The 15,110-nt window shown below is 49.3% G+C and carries 15 protein-coding genes and 1 pseudogene; 2 read left to right on the top strand and 14 right to left on the bottom strand.

Annotated elements, in window-relative coordinates; all coding sequences use genetic code 11:
• Positions 1-253: 253 nt before the first annotated feature.
• On the top strand, positions 254-673 hold the full coding sequence (locus JW499_RS19710; RefSeq protein ID WP_205212193.1) for an Hsp20 family protein: 420 nt from the start codon (positions 254-256) through the stop codon (positions 671-673).
• 115 nt (positions 674-788) lie between these two features.
• Here JW499_RS19710 and JW499_RS19715 read toward each other — a convergent pair whose 3' ends face one another.
• From JW499_RS19715 to JW499_RS19750, 9 genes and pseudogenes are all read right to left on the bottom strand, one after another.
• Positions 789-1,286: an O-acetyl-ADP-ribose deacetylase gene (locus JW499_RS19715; RefSeq protein WP_332874441.1), complete on the bottom strand. Its 498-nt coding sequence runs from the start codon at positions 1,284-1,286 to the stop codon at positions 789-791.
• A complete protein-coding gene (gene amrA / locus JW499_RS19720; protein WP_205212195.1) occupies positions 1,273-1,863 on the bottom strand; it encodes an AmmeMemoRadiSam system protein A in 591 nt (196 codons plus the stop codon). Before amrA ends, JW499_RS19715 begins: the two co-directional genes overlap by 14 nt.
• On the bottom strand, positions 1,850-2,629 hold the full coding sequence (gene amrB / locus JW499_RS19725; RefSeq protein ID WP_205212196.1) for an AmmeMemoRadiSam system protein B: 780 nt from the start codon (positions 2,627-2,629) through the stop codon (positions 1,850-1,852). Before amrB ends, amrA begins: the two co-directional genes overlap by 14 nt.
• A gap of 713 nt (positions 2,630-3,342) precedes the next feature.
• Entirely contained in the window at positions 3,343-4,302 is a 960-nt protein-coding gene (locus JW499_RS19730; RefSeq protein ID WP_205212197.1) for a hypothetical protein, read from the bottom strand.
• 192 nt (positions 4,303-4,494) lie between these two features.
• Positions 4,495-4,572 (bottom strand): annotated as a pseudogene (locus tag JW499_RS23070) (transposase); the annotation flags it as partial.
• The gene (locus JW499_RS19735) at positions 4,554-5,645 is read right to left on the bottom strand and encodes a transposase (RefSeq protein WP_416135412.1); all 1,092 of its coding nucleotides are present in this window, start codon (positions 5,643-5,645) and stop codon (positions 4,554-4,556) included. The pseudogene JW499_RS23070 and the gene JW499_RS19735, both read right to left, overlap by 19 nt.
• 149 nt (positions 5,646-5,794) lie before the next feature.
• Entirely contained in the window at positions 5,795-6,289 is a 495-nt protein-coding gene (locus JW499_RS19740) for a hypothetical protein (RefSeq protein ID WP_205212198.1), read from the bottom strand.
• A 79-nt stretch (positions 6,290-6,368) separates the two neighbouring features.
• Positions 6,369-7,691, bottom strand: coding sequence for a hypothetical protein (locus JW499_RS19745; protein ID WP_205212199.1), 1,323 nt, complete (start codon positions 7,689-7,691; stop codon positions 6,369-6,371).
• 522 nt (positions 7,692-8,213) lie between these two features.
• Positions 8,214-9,164: a tRNA dihydrouridine synthase gene (locus JW499_RS19750; protein WP_232846537.1), complete on the bottom strand. Its 951-nt coding sequence runs from the start codon at positions 9,162-9,164 to the stop codon at positions 8,214-8,216.
• Positions 9,165-9,190: 26 nt separating this feature from the next.
• On the opposite strand from JW499_RS19750, the gene thpR reads away from it, so the two are divergent.
• Positions 9,191-9,709 carry an RNA 2',3'-cyclic phosphodiesterase gene (gene thpR / locus JW499_RS23075; protein WP_205212200.1) on the top strand — a complete coding sequence of 173 codons (519 nt, stop codon included), beginning with the start codon at positions 9,191-9,193 and terminating at the stop codon, positions 9,707-9,709.
• A gap of 59 nt (positions 9,710-9,768) precedes the next feature.
• Here the strand turns inward: thpR and JW499_RS19760 are convergent, their stop codons facing one another.
• From JW499_RS19760 to folC, 5 genes are all read right to left on the bottom strand, one after another.
• A complete protein-coding gene (locus JW499_RS19760; RefSeq protein ID WP_205212201.1) occupies positions 9,769-10,986 on the bottom strand; it encodes an O-succinylhomoserine sulfhydrylase in 1,218 nt (405 codons plus the stop codon).
• 95 nt (positions 10,987-11,081) lie between these two features.
• Positions 11,082-12,599, bottom strand: a complete 1,518-nt coding sequence (purF, locus tag JW499_RS19765; protein WP_205212202.1) for an amidophosphoribosyltransferase — start codon at positions 12,597-12,599, stop codon at positions 11,082-11,084.
• Between the two features lie 54 nt (positions 12,600-12,653).
• A complete protein-coding gene (locus tag JW499_RS19770; protein ID WP_205212203.1) occupies positions 12,654-13,163 on the bottom strand; it encodes a CvpA family protein in 510 nt (169 codons plus the stop codon).
• A gap of 68 nt (positions 13,164-13,231) precedes the next feature.
• Positions 13,232-13,783, bottom strand: a complete 552-nt coding sequence (locus JW499_RS19775) for an SPOR domain-containing protein (RefSeq protein WP_091356229.1) — start codon at positions 13,781-13,783, stop codon at positions 13,232-13,234.
• Entirely contained in the window at positions 13,776-15,077 is a 1,302-nt protein-coding gene (gene folC / locus JW499_RS19780) for a bifunctional tetrahydrofolate synthase/dihydrofolate synthase (RefSeq protein WP_205212204.1), read from the bottom strand. The genes JW499_RS19775 and folC overlap by 8 nt, the downstream gene beginning before the upstream one ends.
• Between the last annotated feature and the right edge of the window lie 33 nt (positions 15,078-15,110).

A 15,110-nucleotide genomic window follows, 5' to 3' on the forward strand; every position in this document is an offset into this window, starting at 1 on the left:
GTCTTGAGGAACAAGTTCATCGATGCAAACAAACTCAAGGGCGGACTGGGTTGGGGGGCGTTCTCTTAGCATGAGCCTATTATAAAAAATCCTCGTCATTTGACGAGGACTTTATCAACAGCCTGAGCCTTTCCCTTGAAAGGCTTTTTTTTGTCCTTATAAAGAGGATTAACGGAGGCTCAGCAGAGCTCCGTTAACCGCCTGATCATTGTGATAGGCAACTAAAAACATATTGCTTTATGAGGATATTATTATGCGTCAATTTGACCTGGCTCCACTCTACCGCTCCGCTATCGGCTTTGACCGTCTGGCTTCCATGATCGATAACGCCACCCGCAACGAACAGGCACAGAACGGCTATCCACCCTACAATATTGAACTGATCAGCGAGCACGCCTATCGCATCACCATGGCAATTGCTGGTTTTGATAAGTCGGAAGTCTCAATCAACACTGAACAGGGCATGCTGACCGTTACCGGCAGCAAGAAGAGTGAAGAGACCGAACGCCAGTATCTGCATCAGGGGATCGCAGCCAGAGGCTTTGAGCGCAAATTCCAGCTGGCAGATCATGTCCGTGTAACCGAAGCCAGCATGGAAAATGGCCTGCTGCACGTCGATCTGGTACAGGAAATTCCGGAAGCGATGAAACCCCGCGCCATCACTATTAACTGAGAATTTTTATCTCAGCGTTACAGTTGCAGATAACCGGAAAACAGGGAGACATCACTCCCTGTTTTGTTTTTCCGGCACACTAAATGAATTACACCCGGCATCTTAAAAGCTATTTTCAGCGACTTATCTCAGCCCGATAAAGGTCCGCCATCGTTTCATCAAAGCAGCAGAAGATTACCTCCTCCACGCCAACACGCTGATACAGCGAGGCAACAGTAGCCACAGCTATCGCCACAGCAGCGGCTTTAGGGTAGCCATAAATACCACAGCTGATCGCGGGAAAAGCGATACGCTTAATCGCCTTCGCCGGACAGAGCTTCAGGCACTCCCGATAACAGGAGGCCAGTAACTGCGCCTCCCCCCTTTCTCCACCCTGCCAGACAGGGCCTACGGTATGAATGACATAGCCAGCAGGCAGGTGATACCCCTGGGTTATACGCGCCTCACCGGTTGGACATCCGCCAATGGCGCGACACTCATCCAGCAACTGTGGACCGGCAGCCCGATGTATAGCGCCATCAACCCCACCACCGCCAAGCAAGGTGCTGTTGGCTGCGTTAACAATCGCATCAACCTTCAGTTGGGTAATATCGGCTGTTTCAATCCGGATCACCGCTAACCTCCTCAATCCGTATGGTCTGATAAATCCAGCACTGCACTGCATCACTCCAGTAGTCCGCGGGCAATCCCGCCTTAAGGCGTAGCTGCCGCACAAACTGCTCTGGCTGGGTCAGCTGCTCCCAGACCGAGGGAAGAAATGTCGCCCGTCGCCCCTCAGCCTCAAACAGCAGGCCATCGATGCCGGGACGAAGCGTTGCCAGCAGATCCGCCTCACAACTGACAGGCAGAGGCTGCATCGGTGTCAGCACTGATATCTCATACTCCAGCTGTTGCCGCTCAGACTCCGACACCGGCTCAAATCGCTGATCGCGAAAGGCCGCCAGATAGCTGTTACGCAGCACCGCATCTGCCAGAGCACCATTGGCCTCCAGATTACCGATACAGCCGCGCAACTGACCATCAATCTTCAGGGTCACAAAACAGGCTCTGGGTCTCTCCAGTTCAGCGGGGATCAGATATCCCGCAGGGCGCTCCGGCTCAAGTCCTGCAATCCCCCTCACAACGGCATACCGCGCCAACTGGAGTAACAACCGCTGCTCATCCTGACTGTAACTCTCAGTAAAAGGCATAGGATGAATACCCCACCACGCGACTTTTATCACCGGCTGTATCGCCCGAATTACAGTAGCCCAGCAACTCAGCTTTCAGCCCCGCAGACTGTGCGTAGCGTAAAAAACCGTTGAGAGCATAACATCCGCACGCCTGCTGCGGTGTTATCTGGCTATCCAGCTGAGCGATCTGCTGCTGGGTTGCCCGATCTAGCTGACAGGCTTCGCTGTAGGGATGAAAATGACTCAGATCACTACTGATCACCAGCAGTGTTCCCGGCATTTCAAGCACCTGTGCAACCAGGGCAGATACCGCTGCTGAGGGCGTCTGCCCTACCAGCACCGGCAGAATACGATAACGGCCATCCAGCAGCTGTAAAAAGGGTAGCTGAACCTCCAGACAGTGTTCCTGAGCATGGGCCTGATCATTGACGCTCACCCATCCCTCACGGACCAGCTCATCACTGAGAATATTGTCGATCTGAATCTGCCCCAAAGGGGTTTGCCACAGACCCGCATCCATCACCGCCATCCCCTGCAGCGGTACTCTGTGGGCTGGCCCCAGGAGCACCATCCGGGTGATCGAATCCAGATAGGGGCGGATCAGATTATAGGCCTTTGCCGCGATCCCCCCGGAATAGACCAGCCCGGCATGGGGCACCTGAATAGCCACCGGTAGTGGCCCCTGCTGTGGATTATCTGCCAATAACTGACTGACCATCAGCGCAAGTTCATCAGCATTATCCGGGTAGAACATACCAGCAACAGCAGACTGCTTAATTCTCATATCGACCGCCCCTTACCTATTGCAACGCCCTAAGTATAGGCCATCAGCCCCAATGCAATCACTCAATCCGCACCAACCAACCCACTCCCGGTGCTCTTTTGAATAACGCGCTTTGAAAGCAGTGGCTAGATCGCTTTGAAAGCAGTGGCTAGATCGCGGCTTCGCCGCTGGCTAGTGGTTAGAACGTCGCTTCGCGACTCGCTAGAAAAAGCAAAGAAAACAGCAGTTGTCGTTATCGATCGAATCAAAGCGAACATTAACGCTTCAATCAGCTGACGCGTCAGCGGTCAGCTGCATTGACTTGATACCCATAGAGCCTTCTCCCCCCAGCAGACCGTCGAAGCCCTGGTAACCCTTGATTAGACTCAACAGGTCTTGTGGTCCGGGCAAATTACCCCCTGGCCTTGATTAGACGCTTCACTGGCGTGCATTAACCATCAGTAAAACAGTTTGCACCTGAACTGAGCCTGATACTAACTGGAAATGTATTCCACGGTTTTGAATAGCGCCTTTCTCAGGTTAACCGATGAATGTCTGGTAACCCCACCTCTATCAGGGATGAAGAACCGGTGTGCACCCGTTGAGCACTGGGTAAGAGAGTCTCAATATGTGTTTGTTGCAAACGTGTTTTGGCAACGACGAAGACAGCTGGCTGACTGGTTGATTGATAAAAAAGCCCTGGCCGCTTCGCGGCCAGATAAGAGCGTTATTTTCTATTGACTCCGAGGCGGCTCATATGTGTTAGGTGTAGTTTCATTTGGCTCTGAATACGTAATTTTTTCTACCAAGTTGGATTTTATTTTTTCAACATTACCTGTTTCTTGGTTGATATATAGAATCCAGCTGCTAGTTTCTTGTATAAGTTTTGAGCTAATTATTTTGTTTCCTGAGTAAATCTGGGCGTTTTCGATTTTCGCACCACCTAATGCCGCAGGTATCTTTGGGTAAATGGCAGCCACATAATTTGAAACGATCACCCAAAGAATGAAGGCTATAGCAATAATACCAAAAAATATTGTGAACAGGTTTTGATGTTCCTCCTTAGCATTTGAATCAAGGTAGTCTGGTTCGATGCCATACTTGCGATCCTCTTGCCTTAAACCAAGCCCCAGAAAACCAAAGAAAAAATAAGTTGAAGCTTTTACTACCGACGAAAACTCAGCATTATTCCAGGCAATAATTGCTGTCGCGATAATCATAGGTACAGATAGTATTCTGAAAACGGATCGAATTATTCGTGCCTTAAGATTCTCTCCTTCGCTGTACATAAATACCAAGTCTAGTATTGAGAACATAACTACAAAATTAGCTGTTATAAAGAACAATACAGAGAGCTTTACTAAAGAACTACCCTCGATCACTAAATCAGTCGCCGAATCAAGGTATAGAAATGAGTAAATTACATATGGCAGCGAAACAACGCGAAGTAACCATGGGAATATTTTATCGAAATGTAAAGAATCGAAGATATATGAAAGGTTTACTTTGATTGATATATACGCAAAACAAATGGCATAAAAAGCAACCGCCCCAAATCCAGACAAAATATATTTAGCCTGTACCAATTCAAATTCATAGCTACCAAAATTCGAGAGGTAAGTGTTATGGACTACAAAGCCAATCACATAAAGTAAAATTGGTGCTTTTATCCAATTATTTTTTATGAACTCCAAATTTACTCCTTGGGCACCTAACGAGACTGTCGGATTAGACAATTTGACATAATAATACCCATCTACCGCAGCCTTCCTCTGTTTGTTTTAGCATTTTTTGACTGGAGAAGCTGAGTTTCACTCTTCAGTTCAAACACTCTGTTTCTATTCTTTTAACCTGATATGAGCGTTGTTTACCTGATATCCTTACACTTAATGCCTGATCTCACCCTGCGTCGCGATTTTCTCAATATTATGCACCATGCAGTACATTAACCATTGTGCGCTGACCTTCTCTTTGCCTCTGAACGTAAATCGTTCAGGCCTTTGTTGCTTTCCAGATTACCGAACACCGGCTCTACCGTACCTAAACGTTGACTATAGATATGGCGTCCCATCGGGCTATCGATCTTCTCCTTCATCCGATCCATGAAGCTGACTTCCGGTGCGTTCCCTTTTGGATAAAAACTCACCTGACGTCCTTCCTGCGCTTGCGCATGCACGATAATCTGGTGTTTGCTATCCACCGCCGCCACGCCGTTGTAACCCTGGATCACGCCTTTGGCGGATTTGTTCGTCTCATCCTTGAGACTCTCCCTTCGGGCTTCGCTCCAAAGGGTTCCAGACCCTTTGGTCATCTTGGCGCTATCGTTATCGGTGATATTGCTTTTGACCGGGCGGCCACGCTGACCGAGCCGTTCAGGTTCGGTCGCTAAGTGCTTTTTTATCTTAGCGGAGACCTCTTCCAGCTTTTTGATCTGTGCCTGTTGCCGCTCGGTGATTTCCGGTTGCTGGTCGGTGTTATCAGAGCTCTGATGAGCCTGGAGCATACGGGCGACCGCTCGATCTATTTTGGCTTGTTTACGGTTCAGCTCTGCCCGTGTTCCACTCCACTCTTTAGCCGCATTGGATGGCATTTTACAGCCGTCGATAGCAAACATTTCCCGACCAATCAGGTTCATGCCATCACACACCATCAAGACCTGAGTAAACAGAGGTGCAATCACATCATCCATCCGCGTGATAAATTCTGCGATAGTGCTGTGGTGCGGCTGACTGTCTGCGGACAGGACCATGAAGAGAACATTCTCACGGCAGGCTTCGGCGATTTTACGACTGGAGGTAATGCCTCGCGAGTAAGCAAATAAAACGATCTTTAACAAGACGGCGGGATCATACGCAGGTGCACCGTTGTAATCATTGCGATAACGGGATTCAAACAGGCTCATATCAAGATCATGATCAACCACATGACTGAGCGTATATTCAAAACTGCCCGGCTGGATCTGATCAGCAAAGCGCAGCGGTATCATCTTAGTCTGGTTGTAATCGTTGTGTTTGTAGCGCGCCATCCCTTGCACCATCAGCGGTAAAGTTGTTTTAGTCGATTGTACCGGGAGTTGGTCCCGCAGGCCAAGGGCTGAGGGACTTATCCGACAGCCTCAACGCCTAATTAAGGGGCCGAAAAAAGCGTAGCTTTTGAGGTCCCAGCCCGCTCGCGGGCGATCTTAAATTATTTGTTAGAGTAGTTTTCAGTAACAAACTTAGCTATTTCCTGCATTTCTTCAACTTTCTCTTTCATTTCAACTATTTTATTCTCGTTAAATTTACTAAATCTATCAAATCGTCTTTCACACCATTCTATTATTCCTTCTGAATGACTCTTTAATATAAAAAGGTGATTCATAAGCATCTTGTCATATTTTAAATTTTCTTTTTCAAGAAGAGATTTTAATTCATCACGCGTTTCATCTACTACGCCAAGCATTTCCTTATGCCTTTCAAAAATAGCAAGCTCGCCGTCGTCCATTGGTATACCAGTTTTATTTCTTTCTCTTTCCATAAGATAAAAACTATCATCCAACCTTTGAGCAAGCAGTATAAAGCTTGACAACTCCTGCCTCATTTTAATTTCAGAATCCAAGAGATACTGCTTTCTACTCCAGAATAACGCAAGTAGTGAAATAGCGATTGCAAATAATGATGTCAGTAAAGAAATACTTTCCATAGCAATAATCTAACGCCGCGCTCTGGGGCAAACCGAAGCGAAGCGTAGGTTTGTCCCTAGCAGCGCTTTGTTAGCTGCTTTATCTGGTAAGACGGTCATAGTCAGCTTTAACTGAATTTGAAACTGATGCAGGATCAATAAGCTCTAAAGCCGTCTTTAAATTTCTTCGACAACTGCCGTTGTTAGATATTCTACGACCAATGGTAGACGTATTATTTACAGCAGCGCGAACCAAAGTGGCGACTTCGCGAGGTGAAAAACTTTGGATCATTTCATCGTAGTAAGGCACTGCGGCATTAGACACACCATATCCGTTTCCGACACGACAGCAAGCTACAGTCTGGACAAAGCCATCTTGAATAGTTTCCGGAACTGCGCCTTGCTGAGTAACCTCTAGCAGCCTCTCAGCGAAAGGTGGTTCGTTGTAAAAATTATTCATACCGTTGTGTACATTCCACAACCTATCTATTGCACGGGAGAAAACCACGTGCTGCTCAGATTCGTTTAGAAGCCCTAAAAGCCCCAGCTTTTCAAAGAATTGCAACGATGCTGTGTGTTTGTCTTCCAACCCTTTTGCGACGTAATCTGAGTGATTGTTAATCAAATCAGATTTTATTGTCGACGTGAATGCACCACTTAAACCAGTACAAATATCTATTGCATTAAGTCTTGCTGGCTCTGCAGTAGCAGGATCGCAATATATTCCATGAACCATATTGACGAGCATTTGCCTCTGCGCATCATGCGTTTCGGTTAGCCGCTGAACCCATATCTGACATTGATGGCCGTTAAACCTTGGCCCCTTGGTTGCTGATATAAATGCACTAATATCCACACCTCTAGGCGAGGAAGAATCTGCTAACGCATAGCGCACACATCGATTTAGGAAAGTCGTAAATTCTCGGTCGTTTACCGTTCCCATTGTAGGGTGCGCCGCAGAGAAATTATTTCTAACTTCACGACACTGATCTAGGAAGAAAAAACCATCTTCATTGATGATGTTCAATTTCAAACATAGGTCTAAAAGCCTGCTATCTTGCAATTCAAGAAGGTGCTTTTCCTCGAAGTCATTTTGTTGAATCTGAGCTACTACCGCCAAACCAAAATTTCTAATTTTTTGGCGCAACTGAAGAATCGCGGCGTTCCAGCTGTAGTTCATTGCACCATCAAACAGTCCCGTACTCACAGCAACACACATTCTTGCGATTAGTTCACCACGCAAGTCCCCAGGAATTTCCCGCAATTCACGTGGTAAATCTCTCCACGCATATTCGATCTCTTCTTGACTGGCTAATACCTCGCGAGGAATTCCGAGAGCTGCTGTTAACTCAGCAATCGCTGGTAGAACAGTATTTGGTAAAGCAGGAAGGTTAACATCTTCCTTTACTATTATGTCGTTCATCGTTTCTCCGATCTCGATTCAAGCAGGCAGCTAACATTTTAATACTACGCTGGCGCATATGCATGCCGAGCTGAATTGACTAAAGGGATGATAACTATCAGATAGTAAAGAGGAATTTATGAACATCGCGATCTCCTTTAAGACAAAAACGAGAATGCGCAGTTGCATTCCGGCCCCGGCGTAGTATCCTACCAGCGTTTTTTACCTATCCCTTTGTTTTTCTGATGTTTTGCTAATGATGCCAGCAGCAAAACGAGCCTTCTCTAACGATTAAACAAGCATAACCGCTACGATATACAAAATATACTGTTTATACATACAAATTACGTACTGTTTTTTGGTAAGGCTGGATAGTTGATACTCTGACGATTCTTTCTTTGCTTTTTCGCGCGACGAGCAAGTCACGTTCTTTGTGACGTTCGAACAACGAGCTACGGCTTTTAATCTTTTTCTAGCCAGTCGCGCAGCGACGTTCTAACCACTAGCCAGCGGCGAAGCCGCGATCTAGCTACTGTATATTTATTATAAAGAATACTGATGCAAAAACTGCCGCACTTCGGGGACCTGTTTCAGAGTGCGCATCTGCTGCAACATCTGCACCGCTTCAGGGTATTCCCGGGACATCATCTTCAGCCACTGCTTGATCCGGCCGTGCACATATTTAGGTGCCAGCTGCTGTTCAACCAGCTCGAGGAACTGACGCAATAATAGCTGCATCTCAGGCCAGCTCAGGTGGTCCGGGTCATCGCCCCGTTGCAACGCTTTAATCCGTAAACCCAGATCAGGCGCGGCAACTAAACCCCGCCCAATCATCACATCATCACAACCGCTCACTTCGCGGCAGCGCTGATAGTCCTGCCAGTTCCACACCTCACCGTTAGCCGTAACGGAAATAGAGACATGTTCTCTGATACGCGCTATCCACTCCCAATGGGCCGGGGGACGATAACCCTCCTCTTTGGTCCGGGCATGCACGGTGAGACCCGATGCCCCGGCATCGGCAATGGCCGCTGCATTTTCCAGAGCAAGGGATTTATCGCTATAACCGAGGCGCATCTTGGCGGTAACAGGAATATGATCGGGCACCGCCTGCCGGGTCCACCAGACAATTTTATGAACCAGCTCCGGCTCTTGCAGAAGAACGGCCCCCCCTCTACTCTTATTAACCGTTTTTGCCGGACAGCCAAAATTAAGATCGATGCCTCGGGCACCGATACTCACCGCTTTACGGGCATTCCCCGCAACGATCCGCGGGTCACTTCCCAACAGTTGCAGAATCACCGGCGTGCCTGAACTGGTATTGCTGTCATTGAATAACTCCGGACAGGTCTTGCGAAAGACCTTGGCCGGCAGCACACGCTCAGAGACCCGGACAAACTCCGTGACGCACTGGTCGATCCCACCAATACGGGTCAGCATCTCCCGCATCGGGGCATCGACAACGCCCTCCATCGGTGCAAGTACTATCTTCAATCCAGTTCCCAGCCTATTATTCTGTTATGCGTACATTCATCTCTATAGAGCCACCGATAGCGGTGCGACACTCGATACGGCGCTGTTGCCCACAGTTAAAAAACCTGCGATTACTGCCTGTAGAGCAACTTCATCTGACCCTGCTGTTTCTCGGCGACCAACCCCACACTATCTGCGATTCTGTTAGGCGGGCCTTCGAGCAGCTGACTCTGCAGCCGTTCACTATACGCCTCAGAGGTATCGGCCAGTTTCGTTCGACAGTGATCTGGCTTGGTGTTGAGTGCCCCCAACCACTCCAGCAATTGCAGCAGACTATCAGCCTCTCCCTGCAACAACAGAACATCCCCTTTGAAGCGCGACGTTTTCACCCCCACCTGACTCTCGGACGAAGTCGCAAACCGCTCACACCGCCAGAAGTAAAATGTTTCAGCGAGGCACTTCAGGAGCAAGAGTTTAGTTTTACTTTATCATCTATCTTATTGAAAAAAAGTAAACTTCACGCTACCGGAGCGATACATAGCACGCTGATTGAGTGGGCCTGCTAATAACATAAAAATGCCCGCACCGACGGTAATCGGGCGGGCATCCCTGCAACCAGAACCGCTCAGATAGCAGCCAGCCCAAGCAACAGATCGCGCTTAATATCTTCAATCGATTCAAGGCCAACAGAGAGACGAATCAGATTTTCTTTGATACCCGCCTCCGCTTTCGCGGCAGCACTCATACGGCCATGGGTCGTTGTCCCCGGATGCGTAATAGTGCTTTTCACATCCCCCAGATTCCCGGTAATTGAGATCATCTGAGTGGCATCGATAAAGCGCCAGGCCGCCTCTTTATCACCGCTGACTTCAAACGACAGAACCCCACCAAAGGCCCGCTGCTGTTTTTTTGCCAGTGCGTGTTGAGGGTGTTCCTCCAGGCCGGAGTAATAGACCTTATCGATTCCTGGCTGCTGCTTCAGCCATAAAGCAAGCGCCAGGGCATTCGCACTGTGAGCCATCATTCTCAGCTCAAGAGTTTCCAGACCTTTCATAAAGACCCAGGCATTAAACGGGCTCAGACAGGTCCCACCGGTACGAATAAAACCGTAGACCTCTTCCATCTCCTTATCACGACCAACAACCACACCGCCGACACAGCGCCCCTGTCCATCCAGATATTTAGTTGCTGAGTGCACGACGATGTCAGCGCCCTGTTTCAGCGGCTGTTGTAGCGCCGGCGTACAGAAACAGTTATCCACCACCACCAGAGCACCATTCGCATGGGCCAGCGCTGAGACCGCCTCTATATCACCCAGCTCCGCCAGAGGGTTGGATGGTGTCTCCAGAAAAAACATCCGGGTCGCTGGTGTAATCGCTTCTGCCCAGGCGTCGATATCGGTTGGATCAACGTAGGTTACGCTGATACCCGTACGGCTGAGATACTTATCAAACAATGAAACAATTGAACCAAAGACACTGCGGGAACAGAGAACATGATCGCCCTGTTTCAGCAGAGACAGACAGGTACTCAGGATAGCGGCCATCCCTGATGAGGCCGCTATCGCACGCTCACCGCCTTCAAGCGCCGCCATACGGCGCTCAAATGCCTGAACGGTGGGGTTGGTGAAACGGGAGTAGATATTTCCCTCTTCCTCTCCACCAAAGCGGGCAGCCGCTTCTCTGGCACTGGAATAAACAAAACTGGAGGTCGGATAGATTGCATCATTATGCTCTCCCTCATCACTCCGGTATTGCCCTGCACGGACAGCGAGCGTACTGAACTCATAGTCAGCATCTTCAAACTGTATCCGTTCAGGACGTTCAAAACTGGACCTGGACATCAGCCATGTTCCTATAATTAATAAGCCGCCGATTAAGGCGGCCTATGATAAATTTCTGTTCATTACCTAAAGGCAATAATAACAATATTACCTGATCAGCTAATGGTCGCGTGCAGATCGGCATTCTGATTAGTTGCAGATCTCTTATCACCACCTTTGGCGGTATCGTTACGCTCAGCGTCGATACGGTTTAGATAAGCTTCATCGATATCACCGGTAATATATTTACCGTCAAATACCGAAGCATCAAATCCAGTCACTGAGCTATTGCCCGCCAGCAGACAATCTTTCAGGTCATCCAGATCCTGATACAGCATCCAGTCAGCGCCGATCTCGACGCCTACTTCATCGTCGGTGCGACCATGCGCAATCAGCTCTGACGCTGACGGCATATCGATACCATAAACATTCGGGTAGCGCACCGCTGGTGCCGCCGAAGCAAAGTAAACTTTCTTAGCCCCCATCTCGCGGGCCATCTGCACAATCTGCTGGGAGGTGGTCCCACGGACGATGGAGTCATCCACCAGCATCACCACCCGATCTTTAAATTCAAGCTCTATGGGGTTCAGTTTACGACGCACAGACTTAGTCCGCTGAGTCTGCCCCGGCATAATGAATGTCCGACCGATATAGCGGTTTTTAATAAAGCCCTCGCGGAACTTAACATTCAGGTGGTGAGCCATCTCCAGCGCTGCAGTACGGCTGGTATCGGGTATCGGAATAATCACATCGATATCATGATCGGGACGTTCCCGCATCACCTTCTCTGCCAGTTTCACGCCCATCCGCATACGGGACTTATAAACGTTCACTTCATCAATAATGGAGTCTGGGCGAGACAGATAAACATATTCAAACAAACATGGATGCAACTGCGGGTTCTCTGCACACTGCATCGTATGAACCTCGCCATCCTGAGTGATAAAGATCGCTTCACCGGGCGCGACATCACGAATCAGGGTAAAGCCGGAAATATCCAGTGCTACCGATTCTGAAGCCACCATATATTCTGTGCCTGCGTCAGTTTCACGCATACCATAAACCAGAGGACGGATACCGTGGGGATCACGGAATGCAACGATGCCATAACCGGTGATCACGGAGACCACCGCATATCCACCGCGAACCCGTTTATGCACTGACTTAATCGCAGTAAAGATATCATCCGCAGTGGGAATGAGCTTACCGATCTTTTGCAGTTCATGGGCCATAATATTCAGCAACACCTCAGAGTCAGAAGTGGTGTTAATATGGCGCAGGTTCTCTTTGCGCATCTGCTCACGCAGCTCGGCAGTGTTAGTCAGATTGCCATTGTGTGCCAGCGCGATACCGTAAGGTGCATTAACATAGAACGGCTGCGCTTCAGCGGAACTGGAGCTACCTGCGGTAGGGTAACGTACATGACCGATACCCACATTGCCCATTAAGCGTTTCATATGACGGGTACGGAACACTTCGTTCACCAGACCGTTATCTTTACGCATAAAGAATCGATCTGCTTCACATGTCACCATACCAGCGGCATCCTGGCCACGGTGCTGCAGCACTGTCAATGCATCAAAAATCGTCTGATTCACATTACTTTTGGCTACGATGCCAACTATACCGCACATTAAGGCTACCTCAGGTATTAAGTTAGTTACAGCAAGTATAAATGATAATTGGGTTTAACTATTCCGTCCGCTGAGATTCCAGATCATCTGACCGATATCTGCAGCGGTTTCCCGGGTCCAGGATTCCATCAGCAAAAAGTGGGGAATCAGTGTCGATTCCGCCCACCAGCTATCTTCGGTTACCGGCGAACGCACCAGCAACGCAGTAATAACGATCACAATAAGGCCGCCTCTGACCACGCCAAAACCGATGCCAAGCACCCGGTCAGTGCCACTCAGACCGGTTGCCTGAACCAACATATTGATCAGATTATTGATAACGGCGCCCACCATCAGCGTGGCAACAAACAGCAAAATGAAAGCTGCACCTATGCGCAGCGAGGGGGTCTGCAGGAGATTATCCAGCAGGGTACTCAATGAGGGGGCAAATAACCGGGCAACGATGAATGCAGCCACCCAGGTCACCAGTGACAGCGCCTCTTTCATAAAGCCGCCGCGCAGGCTGTATAAACCGGAAATTGTAATGATGCCGATAATTGCCCAATCGGCCCAGTTGAGTGTCATACTAATTATCTACTTCAGGATCTGAATAAGGGGCGAATTCTACCAGAGCTGTCAGCTGAACCCAACGTTTATCGTGTCGTGAAACGGACTATAATACCGTCCAGACCGAACTCTTTCTGAATATCACTCTGCAATTCTGTTAACCGGGTTTTCTGAATATCAGGTCCGACAAACACTCTTACCAGATCCCCTGTCTTACGGATATACACCTTATATCCGGCATTTAACAGTCGGGTACGCAACCCTTTAGCGTTATCTTCATCCTTAAAACTCGCCAGTTGCAGGCTCCATGCAACCGGAACCCCTTGCTGATCAAGGGCTGGCGGATCGTCCCGTTCTTCGATGACAGGCTTCTGCTTAGCCACCTCATCAGCAACCTTCTGCGGCATCACGGCCACGGTAACCGGCTCAGCGGGGGCCGCCGGAGCAGAGCTATCCGGCAACGGTTGATTCTCAGGCGTAATGACGACCAGTTGCGGCTCAACCGGCGGTGGTGGTATGGCACTTTCAAGCTGGCGCTCCCGATAGCCTGCACCATCAAAAAAGATGGGCAGAAGAATTGCTGCAGCCACAATCAGAATAGCACCGCCAGCCAGCCGCTGTTTAAAGCCATCATTCACTGTTTTTACCATCCATATTCAGTGCAATTAATGCATCACTCACTGTCAAGAAAGAACCGGCAACGATCACCCGGTCGGCAGCCGTAACCCCTCTCTTCACCCCTTCCAGGGCATCGGCAACAGTATCACAGGTCGACTGCCGAGTAACAGCCACCCCCAGCGCAGTCAGTTTATCAGCCAGCACCTGTGCTGACTGCCCCCGCGCTCCTTTCAGGCTTACCAGATACCACTGATCAATCACTGGACACAACAGTGCCAGCACCTGATCAATATCCTTATCAGCCAACATTCCCAATACCATCAGAGTGCGCCCGGCTACAGGCTTATCACGCAACTGACCTGCCAGATACTCTGCCGCCTCGGGATTGTGAGCGACATCAAGAATATAATCGGTATCTGCGACGCAAATCTGCTGCATCCTGCCGGTCAGGGAAGCCCTGGCGAGACTCGCTTTGAGCTGCTCTGCCCCGGGCAACAGGCCAAGTATATTCAACACCTGAATAACCGTTGCGGCATTAGCTTTAGGCAGGGTCATATCCGGTAAACCCGAGATCGTCAGGACATTCCCCCCCGGTTCCTCACCCTGCCAGACCCAGCTATTCCGGTCGGTTTGAGACCAGTTAAAGTCACGCCCCCGACAATACAGCGGTGCGCCTATCTGATCGGCATAGTTAAGCAACTTCTGCGGCGGCTGCGGATCGCCACATACCGCAGGACGCCCAGCGCGATAGATCCCCGCTTTCTCATAACCGATCTGCTCCCGGTCATCTCCCAGCCAATCGATATGATCGAGCGAAACCGTCGTCACCACCGAAAGATCTGCATCGACAATATTGATCGCATCAAGGCGGCCACCCAGACCCACTTCAAGCAACATAACATCGGGCTTTTCGGTGGCAAACAGATGCAGCGCAGCCAGGGTATTATATTCAAAGTAAGTCAGTCTGACATCGCCGCGAACCTGCTCTATCGCTTCGAATGCCCGCATGATCAGGGCATCACTGACCGGCACTCCCGCAAGCCTGATCCGTTCGTTGTAGCGCAGAAAATGAGGGGAGGTAAAACACCCCACCGTCTTACCCTGATCACGAAGCACCTGATCCAGCATAGCAATAGTGGAACCTTTCCCGTTGGTCCCCCCAACAACAATCTTAAGGCTGGCGCTCAGATCAAGATCCATCCGCTGATAGACAATACGTAAGCGATCAAGTCCCAGCTCAATCAGGTCGACCGGATGACTGTTTTCAATCCATTCGAGCCACTCAGGCAGGGTCTTAAAGTGTGCAGCAGACATAATGATGTTTATCCCAGACAATAAAAAGGCCGC

It is taken from the genome of Amphritea pacifica, assembly GCF_016924145.1.
Classification (GTDB): domain Bacteria; phylum Pseudomonadota; class Gammaproteobacteria; order Pseudomonadales; family Balneatricaceae; genus Amphritea; species Amphritea pacifica.

Bases quoted from the DNA above. Each gene is read 5' to 3' on its own strand.
- JW499_RS19710 (WP_205212193.1), top strand. From the start codon at position 254: ATGCGTCAATTTGACCTGGCTCCACTCTACCGCTCCGCTATCGGCTTT.
- amrA (WP_205212195.1), bottom strand. From the start codon at position 1,863: ATGCCTTTTACTGAGAGTTACAGTCAGGATGAGCAGCGGTTGTTACTC.
- amrB (WP_205212196.1), bottom strand. From the start codon at position 2,629: ATGAGAATTAAGCAGTCTGCTGTTGCTGGTATGTTCTACCCGGATAAT.
- JW499_RS19735 (WP_416135412.1), bottom strand. From the start codon at position 5,645: ATGGTGCAAGGGATGGCGCGCTACAAACACAACGATTACAACCAGACT.
- JW499_RS19740 (WP_205212198.1), bottom strand. From the start codon at position 6,289: ATGGAAAGTATTTCTTTACTGACATCATTATTTGCAATCGCTATTTCA.
- JW499_RS19745 (WP_205212199.1), bottom strand. From the start codon at position 7,691: ATGAACGACATAATAGTAAAGGAAGATGTTAACCTTCCTGCTTTACCA.
- thpR (WP_205212200.1), top strand. From the start codon at position 9,191: ATGCGTACATTCATCTCTATAGAGCCACCGATAGCGGTGCGACACTCG.
- JW499_RS19760 (WP_205212201.1), bottom strand. From the start codon at position 10,986: ATGTCCAGGTCCAGTTTTGAACGTCCTGAACGGATACAGTTTGAAGAT.
- purF (WP_205212202.1), bottom strand. From the start codon at position 12,599: ATGTGCGGTATAGTTGGCATCGTAGCCAAAAGTAATGTGAATCAGACG.
- JW499_RS19770 (WP_205212203.1), bottom strand. From the start codon at position 13,163: ATGACACTCAACTGGGCCGATTGGGCAATTATCGGCATCATTACAATT.
- folC (WP_205212204.1), bottom strand. From the start codon at position 15,077: ATGTCTGCTGCACACTTTAAGACCCTGCCTGAGTGGCTCGAATGGATT.